The sequence below is a fragment of the Streptomyces luteolus genome (assembly GCF_029968015.1).
Classification (GTDB): domain Bacteria; phylum Actinomycetota; class Actinomycetes; order Streptomycetales; family Streptomycetaceae; genus Streptomyces; species Streptomyces luteolus.
Genome location: NZ_JASCIS010000006.1, coordinates 206,006 through 223,367 on the forward strand (window position 1 = coordinate 206,006; position 17,362 = coordinate 223,367).

Sequence of the window (17,362 nt, forward strand, 5' to 3'; positions counted from 1 at the left end):
CGAAGCCTCTCGTGGAAACAATCCCGCACCTCGTCGGCGTTAGTGATCTCCGAGCCGAGGAGGAAGGTGTCGGGCCTGAAGTTGTTTCGCACGGACACGACGAATAGCGGCATGACGGAGGTCATGCCGCGTCTTGCTGAGGTCGAAGCCGATGTGCAGGGTCTCGTCGAGACGCACATGGAGACGCTGCTGGGCGTCCGGTTCCTGGCGAGCGAGTACAGCACCGGACCGGTGCTCGGGGGCCGGATCGACTCGCTCGGGCTGGACGAGAACGGCTCTCCGGTCATCGTCGAGTACAAGCGCGGCACGGATGCCGGCGTGATCAATCAGGGCCTGTTCTACCTCTCGTGGCTGATGGACCACCGCAGAGAGTTCGAGCATCTCGTCCGCGACCGGCTCGGGGCCGCCGCTGCGGGCCAGGTGGTGTGGAGCGCGCCCCGGGTGATCTGTGTGGCCGGCGACTTCACCCGCTACGACGTGCACGCCGTGCGGGAGCACCGGCGCAGCATCGACCTGGTCCGATACCGCCTCTTCGGCAGGGACCTGTTCGGTCTGGATCCTGTGGCCTCTGTCCGCGGCCGGCAGTCGCAGGACAAGCCGCTCCGCCCAGGTAGGACGGCCCCGCACGCGGCAACGGGCGGCGACCGCACAGCCGCTCTGGACGAACTGGCCGACGCGGTCGATGAGGTGCTGCGCGGGCTGGGGGACGACGTGAACCGAGTCCAGCGCAAGCAGTACCGGGCCTATCAGCGGCTGCAGAACCTCGCGTGCGTCTGCCCGCCGCAGAAGACCAAGCTCCTTGTCTACCTCAAGGCCGCCCCGACAACGGTCGACCTTGTCCCCGGCTTTACGCGGGACGTGACCGGCCTCGGTCACCACGGCACGGGCGACCTGGAGGTTCAGTTGCGCACCGAGCGGGACCTGGAGCGCGCTCAGGCCCTGTTCCGGGCCAGCTACGCGGCAGCCTAACGGCAACCGGAAGCAACTCCGTTCTGGTTGTGGAGTGGGTCTTCAGCGGCGCCTTTCGTCGAGCGGGCAGGTCGTGGCGGTGGAGTACCCATGATGCGGTGGATCGCCGGTTTGGCTAACCGGCGATCCACCGCTATGTTGCCGCGCGATCCTCTTCGATTCCGCCCTCTGAGCTATCGGCTCGGATGCGCTGCTTTCGGTCGTAGCAGCTGCTTCGGCGCTCAACCGGGTAGCGGGACACCGGACCCTCGGTCGTCGCCGGTAGAGCCGGTGAGCATCAGCTGCAAGCAGTGCACCTGCTGCTCAACGAGGTACGCCGGAGCGATCAGGTGTTGAGGCGGCAGCCGAGGATCGCAGGAGCCCCATGCGGCCTGCCGGGACGGGTCAAGTGGGGCGTTCGGGTGCCACTCGAAGTCCCATCGGAAGGCCAAGCCTGTCGCCTCCGCACGGTCCCAGAGGGCTTCGGCGTCGGTCACTGCTCGCTCGACGCTGCTGGACAGTTCCGAGCTGTGAGCGAGGTCGAGGCCGAGCGCCTCCTCGACCGCGTCGCGCGCAGGCCGTGCCTGAAACAGCTCTTGGGTGAGAAGGCTGAGGAAGTACAGGCTGGCGGGCTGGTGTCCAGGCAGGTGCCAGCTGGCCAGGGCGACTTGGTGTGCGAGTGCCAGGAGGCGTTGCTCGACGAGAGTCTGGTAGTCGCGGGCGATGAGCTGGTGTGCGGCATGAGCTTGGGAGGGCAGGTCGTCTCGCTGTCGCGTGCTGGCTGCGAGCATGGCAGCCTGCCGCTTCTCCAGGCGCTTGATCTGGGCGAGAGCGTTGTCCAGCTCGCCCGAGAGCTGGTGCAAGCGTGCGACCGCGGCGTTGTGCCCGCGCCGCAGTTCGCCTTCGCATAGTTCCAAGGCGGAGAGGCGCTGACTGCCGATATCGATCTGGCCCTGGAGTCGCGCACACCCTCGGCAGTCCTCCTGCTTGCCAGCTTGCGGGCGGGGGAGGGGAGGGTGGGCGCTGTCGTTCTTCTGGGAGAAGGGGCGGTTGAGGAAGGACACGGTGTCTCCCAAGAGTTCAGTAGTCGGAGGCGAAGTGCAGCGTCGTGGAGACCTCCGCGCCTGTCCTTTCGACGACAGAGCGGACCTTGATCTCCGTCTCCCCGAAGCTCAAGTACAGGTGTGTGCCTCGATCGGGGAGGGCGTACTTCATCACGGTGCTGAGATCCACACTGAGCTTGCCGATGAACTCGCAACCAGGGTCGGTGACGTATCGGGCGTCCTTCTCGGTGGTGGCGAAGAGCGCATGGTTCACAGTGGAACGGCCGGGACAGATCGGCACCAGAGACTCCATGATCTCTTCGCCGGTATCCACTACATCCCCGATCGTCACCAGCTTCGCGAAGCGACGGCTGCAGCGGGCGAGTCCTTCCGAGTCGATGAACCGCAGCTTCTCTGGGTCCTTGTCTGGGTCGAAAGGGGGTGCGATGGCCACGCCATAGGTGTAGCGGGCTCGCCGGGCACGCGTTTGAGGTGCGTAGGCGAAGTGCACTGCGCCGTGGAGAACGGCAGCTCCCGGATCGGGCGGCAGCAGCACGTGGGCACGGCCTGCGAGGTGGTCCTTGAGGGAGTGCTGCAGGTAGGGGGAGTTGCTGAACCCGCCGGCCATCAGGACGACGGGCATGGTTGCTGCTGGGGCCTGGCCGCCGATCTCGTCGAGCTGATCATCGACAAGGTCGAGCACCTCCGACACCGCGGTGTCGAAGACGTCCTTCATCTCCTTCGGGGGGATGACGATGTAATCGGTAACGCCGCGCTGTTTGCGGGCGATGCGTTTGCGGACCGAAGCCCCGAGCTTTCGGTCGATGGCGGTGGGGATCGGCAGGTACAGGTCTTCCTCGGAGTCCGGACCGAAGCTGAGTTTCCCGCGCTCCCAGTCTTCGCACAGATGCAACATGGCCTCGGGCGCTTCCTGCCGCAGCTGTTCGACGAGTTCGGGCTTCCCGAAGCGGTCGGCGAGGATCCGGTCCTCGAAGCGGCGGTTGAGCTCGTTGGACCCGTGCTGAGCACCGTTGACGAGGCCCACCTCGACCATGCGCCCGTGCTCGTCGTTGCGGTAGGCGGCAAGGTCCACCGTGCCCCCTCCGCCGTCGACTACCAGGATGAGACGCCCGGGCGCCGCCAGATCCCTGGCTGACTTGGTGTCGCTGCCCGGTGCCCTGGCCCCGCTCACGCGGGCGTAGTGCACGGCCGCTTCGGGCTCCAGGGCCAGGATGAGGCGCCCGTCTTCCTTGGGGAATCCGGCCGCTGCAGCGCACCGTCGAACCAGGTGCTTGGTCCTGTCCCCGAAGATGGCAGGCACAGTGATGCACCAGCGGATGTCCTCCTCCAAATACCCGCTGACCGTGACCTGTTGCAGCGCTGCCTCGCGGATTCGAGAGAGCAGCGCGGTGGTGAGCATCTCCGCCTCACTGGGCGTTTCTCCGAGCGTGAACCCGTGGAGATCTTCCACCCGTTCGTCGTCATCGTCGCCCGTTTCGTCCTCCTCATCGGAGTTGGGCGCGGCCCCGAGAGGCGTATTGCCCTCTTCCGTCGGCTGTTCGGCGGGCTCCTGACGTGCATTGGAGGCGGCAGTCCGCGGCTCTTGGCGGTCATGGTTGTGCATCAACTGCATCTTGAAGGCGGCCCGGTACTTGTGGTTGATCCCGCTCAGATGCGTGAGTGCCCGCTCTCGGGCCTCGAAGCCCCAGGTGACCGCCTCGTCGCTTTCGTTGAGGAGCAGTGCGGAGAGGTTCTTGACCGAGGCGACGGGTTGGCCCGGCCATTGCGTGAAGAAGTGGATGGTGCGCTTCTTGGGATCATCGTTCTGCTCGTCGATGACGGCCCAGGCGAACCCGCTTGCGAAGGTGCCGAGGTCGATCCCGACGACGACCAAGGGATCGGACATTGCACTCCAGTAGAGATGAGGCCCATATAGGGGCCGACTTTCCGCTCCTCGGCAGCAACGAGAGCGGCTTACTGGGAAGACATATCCGCTGCACGCCCAAAATGGGCCAGTTCGCGACCTGGCAGTAAGTATGGTTCGCCGCGACGGCCCACAATAGGCAGGTAATATTTCTGGTGAAGGCTGCCCAGAAATGGGCATGTATATTTCTGGGCAGCCGATACACCAGAAGGAGGCCACAGCATGGGTGGCAATGGGGAAGCATCCTGCCGTCCCCCGGAGTCGGATTTGGCCCTCGGAAGCCTCGCCCGCACAGCGAAGGCGTCGCTCACTGCCAGAGATTCGGCGGCTCCGACGCCACACTCCGATGGCCGTGAAGAAATGCCCGTTGTTGAAAAACTCCGCGCCTATGGGGAACAGATGGCCAGGCGGAATGACCTGATCCGCGAGGCCGACGCCGACGGTATTGAAGAGGCGAGAATTGCGCGGCTGATGGGGCACTCCCGTACTACCATCCGCACTGTCCTCGGGCGCAAGTGACCACCATCCGCCCAGGCGACCCCGGGACATGGCCAGCGATCCGTTGCCTGCCTCGCTTCGTTCCACTCGTGCAGGTGCAAGGTGTCGGACAGCGAGAGCCTCTGACTGATCAGAAGCCCGGGCCGTAGGAGCTTCCTGCTGCTGGCTGATGTTGCCGCCCAGCCGTGTGCTGGTGCTTAGCGTGAACGGCCGGCCGCGCGGCTCGCCGCGACCGTCGGCGGGATGGCGCCGAGGTTCTTCGTACGTTCATGCTTCGCGGTCAGGCAATCACGATTGCCGGTTCCGTGGGCGAGGGCCTCGGAGAGATCGGCCAGCAGCGAACTCGGGGTGTGCGGGGACGCGGTGATGGCCCAAGTAGGCCGGTCCGGACCAGAGCCAGCCCAGATGGTCCAGGTGGCCAGGTTCTGACTCGCGTGCTGTGCGGCGAAGGCGTCGAACTGGACGCCCGCGTCCCCATCGGGGGACGTCCAGCGGATCCATCGACCATCCACGGTGTGCTTCCATCCGGCGTCGGAGAGCGGCTGGGTGGCTGCGGTGACCATCCTCTCGTCCACCAGGGCGCCGATGACGGTGTCCCAACCGTCGCCGTCGGCGAGGTGGGTGAGCAGATCCTGCAGCACCGGGGCCGGGGTGGTGTCGGTCGCGGTGAGGACCCACATGCGGTCGGAGACGGGTGTCTCGTAGGCGGCTACGGTCCATGCGGTCTCGTGGGCGGGGGCGTCGTGGATGCGCTCGATACGCAGGGTCTGCGACTCGTGGATGGCGTGAGTTGTCTCATCCGACCAGGTCCGCCACTTCTCGAACTCGCCGTGCGCGTCGAGGAACGTGTCGAGGAGCGCGTCGTGGTCGCCGGCATCGGCCAGGTAGACGGGGACGATCTCCGGCTCCGGGCGGGAGGGTTCGGACTTGGCCGTGGTGACGTCGACGACGGAGCGGGCTTCGACGGCGGCGCGTTCGGTGTCGGTCAGTGGCGCCGGGCCGGGGCGCATCTCGGCCTTGTGGGCCTTCTCGAAGGCGAGCAGGGCCTGTGCGGGTGAGTCGAAGGTGTCGGCGACCTGGCGCAGGTGGTCCTCGCCGTGCAGGTAGACGGACTTGCCGCCTCGGTGGAGGTATGTGCCGACCGCGACGGTGGTGTGGCCGTCTTGGGCGTGGGCGTGGATGAGGAGCTGGCCGTGGCGGATGTCGTCGTGGATCTTCTGCGCCTGATTGGAGACCTCGCGGATTTCGCTGCGGGTGCACCACGGCATCGGATGGCTCGCCCAGGTCCATTCCTCTTCCATGGCCTCCTGGAGCTGGGGGGTGATCTCGACGGTGATGCCTTCAGCGATCAGGTGCTTGGCTGCGTCGTCGGCCCAGTAGGGCTCCTCGTGATCGATGCGGGCCAGGACCAGGACGTTAGTGGCGGTGACGCTCCAGTCGGCAGCCTCCAGAGCCATGAGAGCAACGCGGGCCTGCGTGCCGGTCAGGACGGCGGTCACGGCGCTCGGGTGAGTGGGGTGGGTGTCGAGGCGGACGTGGGCGTCGACGGCGGGAGTCACGTGGGGGTCTCGTCTCTTCTGCCGGTGGCCGGGCCTGCGGGTCCGGCCACCGGTGTACGCGGGGCTATCGGGTTACTCGTGTGGACCGGGCGGCGTGCGCGGCCGTGGTGGTCGGCGGGCCGGCGCGGGTGGTGGGAGCGGGCCGCCGCTGTGGCGGGGTGGCTCCAGTGGCGTGCTGCCAGCGGGTGCGGACGGCGGCGATGTCGGCGAGGGCGCGGCGTGCGCCGACTACGAGCTGGAACGGAGTGTTTGCCGGATCGCTGGCGTACGCCTCGATGCGTCTGCCGGCGTGCTCGGCCGCGGCCAGGAGGGAGCGCTGCAGGGCGCGCTCGCCCCAGCGCTCGACGGAACCGGCCGGTTTGGCCAGCATGCGGAGGACCTCGCCGGGTTCACTTCCGTTGTCCAGCAGGCCGCGTTGCTGTGCTTCCCATAGGACCGTGACGGGGTCGACGTGCTCGTTGCGGCGGGCTAGGGCGGTCAGGCACTGCCACAGGCCGGCGTGCAGCGGCAGGGTGAGGTCGTCGGGGAGTAGCCACCGGACGGCGTCGATGTTGGAGGGGTAGGCCGTGGCGGTGGCGAGCAGGATCTGCTCCTCCTCGACGGCCTCTGCGGGGTCGGGCGCGGGGGGTGGCGGCGGTGCTGTGGTGCGGGGCAGCACGCCTGCGCGTGGCGGGAAGCGGTTCGCGATGTCGTCCACGACCGCGGCGAGCGCGTCGGCCTCGGCGAGCACCGTCTGGACGGCGTATGGGAGGGAGTCGTCGTGGACGGTGTGGACGAGGCGTTCTGCGGCCGTCTGCAGGTGGCGGCGGGCGTGCTCGGCCTCGACCATCCGGGCATAGGCAGGGGCGTGGCTGGGCCAGGGGCAGACCTGGACGAGGGTGTGCAGGTAGGAGGCGGTCAGCCCGCGCGCCTGCCCCCGGCCCGTGGTGAGCACTAGGTCGAGCCACTTGGTGTTCTTCGCGTGCTCGGCGGGGTCGGGCCGCGGCAGGGTGGCGATCGCGGCGTACAAGGCGGCGTGCGCGGCGGTGGAGAAGGAGTCGGCGGCGATGCCGCTCACGTCGTCCACACGGTGTGGGTCGAGGAGGAGGGCCCCGAGGAGGGCCTGCTCGACGTGGAACACCGGCTGGGGCGGTGCGATGGCGTCGAGGTCGTCTTCGTCGGGTTCGGGGGCGTGGGGCATCAGGCGGCGAGGGTGAAGTCGTCGGGGTCGAGGGCGACGTCGAGGTGCGGGGCGAGGAGGTGGCCGGCGAGCAACGGGGGCACTGCGTTGCCGATCTGGGAGAACTGCTGGCCCTTGTTGCCGGCCCAGGGGAAGTCGGCCGGGAAGGTCTGCAGGAGGCCGGCCTCGCGGGCGGTGATCCGGATCGGCTCGGGAACGGCCGGCGCGTCGGTGTCCTTGGCCGAAGGTGCGGCGGGTTCGGCGACCCAGGTGCACTCATTCGCGCGGTGCCCGAAGAACAGCGTGCCGGCCGGTTCCTGGATGGATCGGACAGTGGCGTTGGCCTGGTTGTTGCTGCGCAGGGACCAGGACCAGCGCTTGGCCTCGCCGGTGAACGTCGGCGCCGGAGCGTCGGCGACACGGTTCTCGCGTGTGCCGTGCCGGGGCGCCCATCCCGCGCCTTCACGACGGGATTGCAGGACCACCCCGTCCGGTCGGGGCATCCATGTGCCGCGCTCACGAGCGTCGGACAGCGTCTTGCGGGAGCCCGACGGGAACGGTTCGGGCCCGCCACCGGGCCCGCCACCCGCGCAGACGGTGGGGACGGGCCGGTCGGTCGCGCCCCATCCCAGGGCTTCGACCATGCTGACCCAGCGGGCGCGGCCCGGACCGAACAGCGATTCAGGCTCTGCGAGTTGAGCGTGCGTTGGCATGGGCGGCTGAGCGGTTCGGAGGCGGGAGGCCAGAAGGATCGCCCGCCTCCTGGTCTGCGGAACACCGAAGTCGGCCGCGTTGAGGATCCCGTACCAGACCGAGAACCCCCACCCGCGCAGAACGGCCGCGTACTGCTTCCACAGGGGCAGGACGTCCGGTACTTCCTCCATGGCGACCCAGTCCGGCTCGCCGGCCGCGTTCAGGGCGTACAGGTAGCGCATCGGCTCGGCGGCGAGCAGGGAGCGCTCGTCGTGGCACGCGGCGAGGAGGCGTTCGCGGGTGTCGCGGCCAGCGGCCAGGTCCTCGACCGCCGCGTGCACCAGCGGCTGGTCGAGTAGGCCGAGGCGCTTGCCGGCCATGCTCCACGCCTGGCACGGTGGAGAGGCGATCACACCGCTGGTGCGGCCGACGAACGGCCAGGTGGGATACCTCGCCACGTCAGTCCGGATGGTCAACTGCCCAGCCGCCGCACGGGTTTTGCACGCCCACTGGTCCCATTCCAGTCCGACGTCGCGCATGCCGAGGACGTGCAGTGCCCTGCTCCAGCCGCCCGGCCCCGCGAAGAGGTCGAGTATCACTTGGCCAGCCCGAAGTCGTCCTGCTTCAGCGCGTCGGCGTCGCCACGGCACGCCCAGGGCGAGCAGCCGTCCTCGACACCGTTCTCCAGGACGTCGGCCTCGTCCGCGCTGATCCGCTGGGCGGCCCGCTCGGCTGCGGTGACGTGGTCGATCGGTGCCTCGCTAAGTGGCACGCGGGAGCGGTGCAGAAACGCCTCCCCGAGCAGTCGGCTGCCCGACGCATTGGCACGGGCATTACCTTGCCGGATGGCTGAGTCGAATTCGACGACGTCCGCCCACTCGGACGGAGATGTGTCCCTGATATGCCTCCACTGCGCATTTCCGTGGAACGGGCATCCCAGGCAACTCGACTTCGGCGTATCGGCGAGACCGAGCGAGGTCAGGTACCGCACGCAGTCGGCCCTGCTCCACGACATGTCCAGAAGGGGATGCCGGTTGCGCATGTACTTGACGTCCGCGTCCTTCGCGCGATGAAATTCGTCCGTGGAGATTCCTACCCACTGTTCGGCGAAGACGCCCTTCGGAATGCGGGCGGGGTAGGGGTATCCGAGCAGTTCGCGGACCTTCTGCTTTATCGGTTTTACCTTATATTCGCCGGTACACTGCCGTCGGGTCATTCCAGGTCGGCCGTCCTGATTTAGAATGTGGAGCGGCATGGATGCGAACCGATGATCCGGATTTAGTGCGTCGTCGCGGATATTTCCGGCAGACACGCGAATTACAGGTATTCCCGCGGGCTCGGCTATCTCCTCTTTCATTCGGTCAAGGTGTGCATAGACCGCTTCGGGTTCCCATCCGGTGTCGGCGAAAATCGCGTAGTCGACCCTGGGGAGAATGCCCTTGGCTGACAGGGCAAGGAGAGTGCTGGATTGAACTCCCGCGCCGAGGGAAAGGGCGCGGAATCGGAGCTGATCTGAAATGGGCTGTCCTGGGTATAGGGAAACGGGAGAGCCTGTGCCCGCATCGCGGCAGTCGCGTCAGTGGCCGGGGAATTCCGGCCGGTGGCGGGTTATGGCCGGGCACAGGTCGGGATGTGGTCGAGGAGGTCGGGGGCCGGCTCGAGGAACTGCTGCAGTGGTCCGATCAGGACGACCTGCCGACGGCGAAGATCTGCCTCACGGGCGGCGGGTGGTGGCGGTGCCAGGTCCACACGAAGTCCTCGACCTGGCGTGAGCGGACCGGCACCAAGTGCAGCGGGGCGTCGCTCACACGGCCTTCCCGAAGTCGGTCTGCCTTGGCTTCGCGACGGCGCGGGCGGTGATCGCCTGCGACGCGCGGGCGGACGCTGCGGACAGTTCCTCCGCGCCGGGCTCCCGGTACCACGGCCGAAGGTCGAGCATGGCGGCGCGCATGCCAGTGGCAAAGCAGAGAGCGGTGCCCTTGGGCAGCGCGCGGATCGCGTCGGCGGGCAGGATCCGCTCCTGCCGCATTGACACCGACGTGCTCTTGCCGGACTCCGAGTGCGACGTGGACGTGGTTTCCACGTCGTGGTCGCCGATCAGGCGGGACAGCTTGTCGGCGAAGTCGGGGTCGTCGATACCGCTTCCGATGACCTTGACGGTCGACGCGGACCACATGGCGTCCATGCCCGCGTCCCCCCACACCTTTTGGCCCTGGCGGTACGACTGGAGGATGGTGATCGGGATTATCCCGCGGCTGCCGAGGTGGGAGTACAGATCCGGGAGGTCCGAGATTTTGCACACATTGGCGGCCTCGTCGAGGATCGCCAGCATGGGCGGGTCCAGGCGCCCGCCTGCGCGTTCGGCCTGCGCGGTCGCGGCCCGCATCACCGAGTCCGCGCACGCGGCGATCAGCGCCGAGGCGCCGCCCCCGCCGTCCTTGCTGAGCAGGAACAACGTGCCGGAGGACGTGACGAACTCAGCGGGTCGGAATTCCGCTACGTCCTTCTGCGGGGTGACCCACGCAGCGATCTCCGCGTTCAGGAGGGCGGCGGCGTACTGCCGGGCGGTCTCGTAGATGCCGTCCCTCGTCTCCGGGGGGCCTTCCACCGTGCCCTTGAGCTGGGCGGCGACGGCGGTGAAACCGTGGTCGCGCAGGATGTCCAGCGGGGTGCGGTCGGCGGGGAAGGCAAGCCACTGCATGATGTCCGTGATCGGCCGCTCGTCGAGCGCTGCGGCCAGCAGCAGTTGGGACAGGATGTTGCTGCCGGCCTTCGACCAGAAGTCGCCCTGCTGGGAGGCGTCCACCGAGGCGGCGAGGAAGTGTCCGGCGAGCCGGTTCGCGCCGTCCAGGGTTTTCGCGGAGGCGAGGGGGTTCCACCACATCTCGCGGGCGGCGTGCGCGATCTGCTGCGGGTCCATGGTCCATACCGTCCCCGCCCGGGCCCTGGCCTCGTAGGCGGTGGTGAAGGCGTCGCCGGCGGCCTTGTTCGACGTCAGCAGGACCGGGCCGGGCGCGCCGAGCATGGAGGGGATGGCGAGTGAGGTGGTTTTGCCGGATCGGGGGGCCATGATCGCGACGGCAACGTCTTCAAACCCCATGCGTACTTCGTGGCGGCTGCCCTGCAGGTTGCCGAGAAGGATGCCGGTGTCCTTCGCGTCGATGTGCTTGGTGTCCTTCAGGCTGGGGCGCAGGGAGCGGGCTTTGTCGGTGATCGCCTTGGCCATCAGCGGCTCGATGTCCCGGGCCTTGGCCATGTCGGTGATCTTCTTCCGCCCGCCGCGCCGGTTCTTGTGACGGGCCCACAGGAGGCCCGCCCCCGCCGCGAGGGCGAAGAACACGAGGACGGGGACGATCTGGGCGCCGATCAGCAGGGACGTTTCTCCTGCGGCGGGCCAGACCTGCTCGGGATGGAGCAGGGCCTTGGTCGGCTGGTACGGGGCCCAGCTGGTGCCGGTGAGGGAGGCGGTGATGTTGCCGGCAAGCCAGGCCAGGTGGGCGAGGGGGACGACGACGGCGAGTACACCGAGCAGGAGACGCAGGACGAGGTCGTATCCGTCGGTGTGGTTGCTGGAGGAGGAAGGGGGCAAGGGCTACGTGCTTCCGGGCGGGGAGGAGGGTTAGCGGGTGCGGCCGTGCCGGGGCGGCGCCTGGGGCGAGGGGATCGCGACCGGCGCCGTGGCGGTGTGCCGGGCGGCGAGGGAGCGGACGCGGTCTTCTAGCGCGCCGGCGACGTATACGGCAGGTACGTCGATGAACTGACGGGTGACCACGTCCGGGTCGAGCGTCGGCAGGCTGCACCCGCTGTCGATGCGGTGCACCGGCTTCGGGTCGGCCAGCGCGTCGGTGAACGCGGCGACGAGAGGTGGCGGGGTGTGAGCGCCGAAGCGGGCTTGCCAGACCTCGTGTGTGCCGAGGGTGACGCTGGCGAACCAGGCTCCAGGGTCAGCCGGTGTTCCCAGCCGCTCGACGTATGCCGTCTTGTCGGGCGAAGCGAGGCCGCTGTCGCCGTACGGTGTCCAACCGTTTTGCCGGAGTGCCCCGTACGGGTCGCACAGCGCATCGGTGTCGGGGGCCGGATCGGTGAGAGCGTCGGTGACCGCTGCGATCAGTTCGACGGGGGTCCGGGCGCCGAAGCTCGCGTACCAGGCGGGCTGGTTCGGTTCGGCAGAGTGGAGCAGGTTCCACCACTGGTCGTCGGGATCGGGCTCGAGACGCAGGAGCGCCTTCTGGTCGGGGCTGGAGAGCAGGACACGCGGCATCAGCGGGTCGTCGCCGTAGCTCCATCCGCAAGCGCGGTGGAGGGGGACGGTGATCCAGGCGGGATCGCCCCCGCCGGCGAGGTGGCGCGGGGTGATGAAGTCGACCTCGACGGTCTCGGGAGCCGGGGGCATGGTCACTTCCGTGCCGCGGTTCGCTGGGCGGGTGCGAGGGCCGGTGTGGGGACGAGCTGCGAGGGGGCCTTGCGGGCTGCGGTGTTGATCTCCCGGAGCGCTTTGCCATGGGTGGCCCAGTCGTCGAGGTAGCTCCACGATTCGGCGTGGCGTTCGGCGAGGGCGTCGTCGAAGTCCGGTGTGCCGGGCTTGGCCGTGGCGGGGAGGGCGTCGCGGGTGAGCAGCCACTGCTCGTGCAGTTCGTCGAGTCGGTCGAGGGCGTCCCGTAGGACGCCCAGCTGGTAGACCCAGCGGCTCTGGACCATGTCCTCCGGCAGCCGGGTCAGCTGGGTCTCGGCCGTGGCCAGCAGGTGTCGGGCGCCGTAGCGGACCGTCTCGAACGCCTCGGCGGTGTCGGCGTCGCGTTGACTCGCGCGCAGGCCGTAGGCGTCGTTGTCGTGGGGCCAGCCGTCGAGGTCGGTGTGCTCGTCGGAGTAGGCGTCCCAAGCGTGGAGGATCTTCTTGCTGTCGCGCACGTAGTGGTCGAGGTGACGCAGGGAGTCGCGGTGTGCTCGGTGGTCTCGGGAGATGGGAGAGGTCCTGTCGGTTCAGCGGCGAGCGGCAGGCTGCGCGGTGCTGGCATGGGCCGGGGCGGTCACGTGGTTCTTCTGCTGGCGGCGTGCGGAACGGGCTTGCGCGCGGAGCGCTTTGACGCGTGTGGTGTGCGCGTCGACCGTCTGCTGCGGAGTGAGCGGGCTGGGCTTCTGCGTCACGCCGTAGGTGGCGGTGCGGTCGAACAATCCGCGTTGCAGCGGCGCGGGGTCGGTGAGCGCGGTGACGAAGGCGGTCACGAGGCGCTCGGGCGTGTAGCGGTGGAAGGCGGCGTGCCAGAGGTGAGTGCCACGGCTGCCGATGTCAGTGGGGAGGTCGCGCGCTTCGATGTGCCAGGCGACGGGCACCTGTTCGCGCCACGGCACCGTGCCCGCGCCCTGCTCAGGGAGGCGCTCCACCTTGCAACTCGGATGATCGCTGTAGGCGATTCCGCGGCCGTCGATGAGCCAGCCTGCCGCATCCAGCTCGCCCAGTGGACTCGTTGATCCGACAGGCGCTTGGGCGACGAGCGCGTCGGTGAGGCCGGCGAGCACTTCGGCAGGGACGTGCTCGCCGAACTCGGCGTACCAGCCGAGTTTCCTGCCGGCGGGCTCGGCCCGTAGCCGCCACCATGCCGAGGTGCGCGACTGCGGATCGAACTGGAGCCGGTAGCGAAGATCGGGACTCACCAGGACGATCTCGGCGCTCAGGGGATCGGAGACCGTGTTCCATCCGGCGGCGGCCAGACCGTGGGTGACGTGCCGGGCGTCGCCGGGGCCAGCGAGGTGACGGGGGCTGGTGTCGTACGGGATCTGCGTGGCGTGTTTGTCGGCGAAGGCGGCGAGCTGCCGTTCGCTCAGCGGCACCAGCAGCACCCCGCCTCGTTCGTGGGCGAACTGCCGTACAGGGCGCGGAGATCGTCTAGCACGTAGTGGAGGGTGTGCTGGTCGGCCAGTTCCCACGCGGCCGTGCGCAACTCGGTGATCAGCAGGTCGGCCTGCGTCGTACGCGGTGTGGCCGGGTTCTCCTGCACGGCGCGGGCGAGGGCGCGCAGGGTGTCGGCGAACTGGACGGGCAGGCCCGTGTACTCGTCGAGGAGGGGCTCGACGAGGGCGAGCGCCTCAGCGGGGTCGGGGTTCTCCCGCAGGTAGTCGGTGAGGTCCGCGAGCGTTTCGGTCAGGGTGTGGATGGTGTCCGGGGTGAGTGCGGGCATCGGGCTCCTCGGGGCGGGGGTGTCGCGGTCAGCGGCGGGTGCGTGCGCCGCCGGCCGGGGTGTAGGGACTGGCGCTGGTGCGCGGCCCGGTGCTGCGGGCGCTGTTGCGGGCCCAGGTGGCGGCTCGGCCGGCGGTGATACGGGCCTGCTGCCATGCGCTGAGCTGGGAGGGCTTCACGGATACCGACCAGGTGCGGATCTGGGCGCTCATTGGTACGCGTCCGCGCGGACGCATCACGGGGTCCGGGCTGGCGAGTTCGGTGGAGAAGGCTTGCATCAGATGCATCGGGGTGTTCGGCGTGAAGTTGGCCGTCCAACCGTTGCCCTGCTTGTCCTTCGCACCGGTCCACCACATCGCCCCGTCGACGCCCTGGTGGTACTGCATCCACGCGCTGCCGTCGGGGCTGGTCGCCATGTAATGCTCGCCCTCGAGACGCGTGTGCCAGTTCTGCTCCTGCAGAGGTGCCCAGACGTTGGGGGCGTGGGCGGAGCGGAGACGGGTGAGGGCGTCGGTCAGACCGGCGACGATCTCCACCGGCGTCTGCTGGCCCAGGTGCACCGACCACTTACCGTTGGTGCCGTCTGCTTGGCCGTGGATGGTCCACCCGCCGGGACGGACGTAGGGGGCGTAGGCGACGCGGACGGTACGGTCCGGGCTCTCCATGAACAGAGGGCCGCCCGACTTGGACTTGTCCCGCCAGCCCGAGGCGCGCAGGAACTCCGAGATGTGCCGGACGTCGCCGCCGCCGGCCAGGGCACGGGGCTGGACGAGGTAGTGCTGCTCGGCCTGCTCTCCCTGCCCCCATCCCTGCCACTGCTTTTTCCTCACCGGCGCCGCCGGACGACGAGCGGTGCGGGTGCCGGTGGCTTCGCCGCTGTGGCAGCGGGCTGGGTGCTGACGTGCTGCAGAGTGTCTTTGTGTTCGTCCAGGTCGAGGGCGATGTCGTGCAGTTCGTTCGAGGCACGGCCCAGAGCGAGCCAGACCTCCGCGGGGAGCGCCCCTCGCTCCGCCTGGTCCTTGGCGAACACGCTGCCGGTGACGACGAGATGGGTAACGCCGCCGAGGACTCCGGTGTCCGGGTCAAGAACGCGGGCGATGACTTGCGCGGCCTGGGGAGGGGGAAGCTGCGAGAGGTGGTCGGCGAGCTGGCCGAGCTGGTGGGTGATCTCGTCGGCCAGTCTCACCGGGTAGGGGGCGGGGTGGGACATGCTCCTCCAGATCGGTGGACGGTCAGTGGTGGTGGCGCTGTCCGACGCGCTGTGTCTCGGCGAGGACGGCTTCCGGGCGGGCGCCGGCCAGCGGGGAGGTGTGGTCGGGGCCGGTCGGAATGCAGGCGCGCAGATAGCGGCGGAAGAGGGCCGTGGCGAGTCGGGGCTTGAGCCGGTTGCTGATTGATGGGGGCGTGCGGGTTGCTACGGGTTTCTCCGATTTTCGGGTGGTGAAGTGGGCGGTCCCGGCGCGGTGCGGGACCGCCCAGGCGCCTTACGGGGTGCGGCGGGCCGGAGTTGGAGGAGAGGGGGAGCCGGACGGTGCCGCACTTGCTGCTGGCAAGCGGCTTCGTCGAAGACGTCGAGCGTGCAGTTGACCTTGTACCCGGCCACCAGCAGGGTGGGGATGGCGTGGGTAGCCAGCCGCTTCTGCTCGTCGGCGTCGAGGTGTTCGGGCACGGTGTGCCAGATGTAGAGCGGCGCGTCCTGGGGTAAGCGTGGTGCTCCGAGCCGAGGCGTTCCAGCAGGTCGTGGGGCTAGGCGGGGGCGTCGGTCGGGGTATCGGTGTGGATGGTGGTCCTCAGGGCCTTGATGTAGATCTCGACGTCCGTGCCGTATCTGCGGCCAGGTTGGCCATGTGGTTCTGCGGTGTCAGCGGCGGCGGGATGACGCGGGCTGGGCGCGGCCCGGCGGTTGCGGGGCAGCGACCGGCCGCTGCGCGGGGCGCGCGGTGTGATTGCGGGCGTGGAGGATGGCGCGCGCGGCCTCGCTCATGGAGGTGGCTGTGCTTCCGAGCCGTGCGATGGGGTCGGGTCTCCCGGCGGGCGCGGCCTCTTGGAGGTCGCTGGCGGTGATCCAGGCGCGGACGACGACTTCTCTGGCGAGGGGCAGCAGCCCGTGGACGGGGGCCGCGATCTCGGTCAGGACGTCGGCCACCTCGCTGCTGGTTGTGGCGGCTGCTGCCCGCTCGGCGAGCCCCGTCAGATAGCGCACGGCGGCCTCACGTTCACCATCCGGTGCGACCAGCATGTTCAGCGTGGGGTCGAGGTGGACGCTGTGCCCGGCGGCGAGCAGGGCGTGCGAGGCAGCGGTCGCCTTCCGGCGCTGCTGCTCGGCGGGCAGGCCGTGCGGGAGCCGGTGGTAGTCCCCGCGCGGCCCGGAAGCGGAGCGGAAGCCGCCGGTTCGCTGGAGGATGTACGCGGCCTTTTCGGTGCCGCCGATGGCGACGACCAGGTCGGTGTTGGGGTCCTTGGTGATGGTGACGTACTCCAGCACCCAGAAGTCGGGCTCCGTCTGCTTCACCGATACCGGGTGGTCGGCGTGCGGGGGCCGGCCGGGACGGGCGGCACGGACGCGGGCGCGGCGGTGGGCGCGGTCCGGCCTGCGGGGTGCTGGAGGGCGGTGCCGATGCCGAGTGCGTCGAGGCGCGGGCCGATCTCGCGCAGGGCGCGGGCCTGGGCCTGGGTGTCGTCACCGCTCAGGCAGTAGATGCCGCTCTGCGGGTCCTGGGCGAAGCCGTGGGAGGTGAGGACCGCGCTGGCGCGGTCGTCGGCGGGGGTGGTGGCGATGCTGCCGTCTGGCTGCCAGGTCAGGACGATCCGGTCCGGCTGGGAGGGCTGGATGCCGCCCAGCGCGTAGTGGCGGACTTGGGCGAGAGCGCTGTCGTAGCGGGCGAGGAGGTCGCCGACGACCTGCTCGGCGCTCAGGAACGGGTCATCGGCCAGGGCGATGCCGTTGGGCTCGGGGACGGAACGGTACGCCGCGTCGGGCAGGGCCGGCGGGGCGATAGCGGCGATGAGGAAGCCGTCGCGCTCGTCGTGCCGGTCCAGAAGGACGAGCTGTGCGCCGTCCGGTCGGCTCAGGACGGCGGCCTGCTGCAGGGGGTGCTCGGCGAGGGAGGCGGCGACCAGGTCCAGGTCCCAGATCCGGTCGGTGAGTTCGGCGAGGTCGTCCTTGGCTTCGGACGGCAGGTGGGTACTGGTCCAGCTGCCGGGGAGTTCGCCGGCGAGGACGTCGGCGTACGAGGCGAGGCGCTCGGAGGTGTCGTGGTGGTCGGGCATGGGTCCTTGGGCGAGGTGGGAGTCAGCGGCGCAGTCCGGCGGCGAACGGGGTCAGCGGGGCCGCAGGGGGCGTGTCGGGCAGGCGCACATGGC

Annotated in this window: 19 protein-coding genes; 3 read left to right on the forward strand and 16 right to left on the reverse strand. The window is 69.2% G+C overall.

Annotated features, from left to right (window positions below; genetic code table 11):
* The first annotated feature begins 66 nt into the window (after positions 1-66).
* Positions 67-969: a DUF5655 domain-containing protein gene (locus QIT00_RS08365; protein WP_282534488.1), complete on the forward strand. Its 903-nt coding sequence runs from the start codon at positions 67-69 to the stop codon at positions 967-969.
* Positions 970-1,190: 221 nt separating this feature from the next.
* Here the strand turns inward: QIT00_RS08365 and QIT00_RS08370 are convergent, their stop codons facing one another.
* The gene (locus tag QIT00_RS08370; RefSeq protein ID WP_282534489.1) at positions 1,191-2,012 is read right to left on the reverse strand and encodes a hypothetical protein; all 822 of its coding nucleotides are present in this window, start codon (positions 2,010-2,012) and stop codon (positions 1,191-1,193) included.
* Positions 2,013-2,028: 16 nt separating this feature from the next.
* Entirely contained in the window at positions 2,029-3,897 is a 1,869-nt protein-coding gene (locus tag QIT00_RS08375) for an acetate and sugar kinases/Hsc70/actin family protein (protein WP_282534490.1), read from the reverse strand.
* A 240-nt stretch (positions 3,898-4,137) separates the two neighbouring features.
* Here QIT00_RS08375 and QIT00_RS08380 point away from each other — a divergent pair, with 240 nt between their 5' ends.
* Positions 4,138-4,434, forward strand: a complete 297-nt coding sequence (locus tag QIT00_RS08380) for a hypothetical protein (RefSeq protein ID WP_282534491.1) — start codon at positions 4,138-4,140, stop codon at positions 4,432-4,434.
* A 176-nt stretch (positions 4,435-4,610) separates the two neighbouring features.
* On the opposite strand, the gene QIT00_RS08385 is transcribed toward QIT00_RS08380, so the two are convergent.
* From QIT00_RS08385 to QIT00_RS08440, 12 genes are all read right to left on the reverse strand, one after another.
* Positions 4,611-5,972 carry a DUF317 domain-containing protein gene (locus QIT00_RS08385; protein WP_282534492.1) on the reverse strand — a complete coding sequence of 454 codons (1,362 nt, stop codon included), beginning with the start codon at positions 5,970-5,972 and terminating at the stop codon, positions 4,611-4,613.
* A gap of 64 nt (positions 5,973-6,036) precedes the next feature.
* A complete protein-coding gene (locus QIT00_RS08390) occupies positions 6,037-7,152 on the reverse strand; it encodes a DnaB-like helicase N-terminal domain-containing protein (protein ID WP_282534493.1) in 1,116 nt (371 codons plus the stop codon).
* A complete protein-coding gene (locus QIT00_RS08395) occupies positions 7,152-8,423 on the reverse strand; it encodes a DNA cytosine methyltransferase (RefSeq protein WP_282534494.1) in 1,272 nt (423 codons plus the stop codon). Before QIT00_RS08395 ends, QIT00_RS08390 begins: the two co-directional genes overlap by 1 nt.
* On the reverse strand, positions 8,420-9,181 hold the full coding sequence (locus tag QIT00_RS08400; protein ID WP_282534495.1) for a hypothetical protein: 762 nt from the start codon (positions 9,179-9,181) through the stop codon (positions 8,420-8,422). The genes QIT00_RS08395 and QIT00_RS08400 overlap by 4 nt, the downstream gene beginning before the upstream one ends.
* Positions 9,182-9,506: 325 nt before the next feature.
* A complete protein-coding gene (locus tag QIT00_RS08405; protein ID WP_282534496.1) occupies positions 9,507-9,632 on the reverse strand; it encodes a hypothetical protein in 126 nt (41 codons plus the stop codon).
* Positions 9,629-11,413 (reverse strand): type IV secretory system conjugative DNA transfer family protein, encoded by a 1,785-nt coding sequence (locus tag QIT00_RS08410; RefSeq protein WP_282534497.1) that lies wholly within the window; start codon positions 11,411-11,413, stop codon positions 9,629-9,631. The genes QIT00_RS08405 and QIT00_RS08410 overlap by 4 nt, the downstream gene beginning before the upstream one ends.
* Before the next feature lie 30 nt (positions 11,414-11,443).
* Positions 11,444-12,217 carry a DUF317 domain-containing protein gene (locus QIT00_RS08415; protein ID WP_282534498.1) on the reverse strand — a complete coding sequence of 258 codons (774 nt, stop codon included), beginning with the start codon at positions 12,215-12,217 and terminating at the stop codon, positions 11,444-11,446.
* Positions 12,218-12,219: 2 nt separating this feature from the next.
* Positions 12,220-12,732 carry a hypothetical protein gene (locus QIT00_RS08420; RefSeq protein ID WP_282534499.1) on the reverse strand — a complete coding sequence of 171 codons (513 nt, stop codon included), beginning with the start codon at positions 12,730-12,732 and terminating at the stop codon, positions 12,220-12,222.
* A 72-nt stretch (positions 12,733-12,804) separates the two neighbouring features.
* Positions 12,805-13,662 carry a DUF317 domain-containing protein gene (locus QIT00_RS08425; protein ID WP_349017165.1) on the reverse strand — a complete coding sequence of 286 codons (858 nt, stop codon included), beginning with the start codon at positions 13,660-13,662 and terminating at the stop codon, positions 12,805-12,807.
* Complete coding sequence (locus QIT00_RS08430; protein WP_282534500.1) at positions 13,644-14,000, reverse strand: hypothetical protein; 357 nt, start codon at positions 13,998-14,000, stop codon at positions 13,644-13,646. The genes QIT00_RS08425 and QIT00_RS08430 overlap by 19 nt, the downstream gene beginning before the upstream one ends.
* Positions 14,001-14,028: 28 nt before the next feature.
* Positions 14,029-14,829, reverse strand: coding sequence for a DUF317 domain-containing protein (locus QIT00_RS08435; RefSeq protein ID WP_282534501.1), 801 nt, complete (start codon positions 14,827-14,829; stop codon positions 14,029-14,031).
* Positions 14,826-15,209: a hypothetical protein gene (locus tag QIT00_RS08440; RefSeq protein WP_282534502.1), complete on the reverse strand. Its 384-nt coding sequence runs from the start codon at positions 15,207-15,209 to the stop codon at positions 14,826-14,828. Before QIT00_RS08440 ends, QIT00_RS08435 begins: the two co-directional genes overlap by 4 nt.
* Between QIT00_RS08440 and QIT00_RS08445 the strand changes: the two genes are divergently transcribed.
* The gene (locus QIT00_RS08445; RefSeq protein WP_282534503.1) at positions 15,208-15,396 is read left to right on the forward strand and encodes a hypothetical protein; all 189 of its coding nucleotides are present in this window, start codon (positions 15,208-15,210) and stop codon (positions 15,394-15,396) included. The genes QIT00_RS08440 and QIT00_RS08445 overlap by 2 nt on opposite strands.
* Before the next feature lie 464 nt (positions 15,397-15,860).
* Here QIT00_RS08445 and QIT00_RS08450 read toward each other — a convergent pair whose 3' ends face one another.
* Both QIT00_RS08450 and QIT00_RS08455 read right to left on the reverse strand, forming a co-directional pair.
* Complete coding sequence (locus QIT00_RS08450; protein ID WP_282534504.1) at positions 15,861-16,511, reverse strand: hypothetical protein; 651 nt, start codon at positions 16,509-16,511, stop codon at positions 15,861-15,863.
* Positions 16,508-17,269 (reverse strand): hypothetical protein, encoded by a 762-nt coding sequence (locus QIT00_RS08455; RefSeq protein ID WP_282534505.1) that lies wholly within the window; start codon positions 17,267-17,269, stop codon positions 16,508-16,510. The genes QIT00_RS08450 and QIT00_RS08455 overlap by 4 nt, the downstream gene beginning before the upstream one ends.
* Between the last annotated feature and the right edge of the window lie 93 nt (positions 17,270-17,362).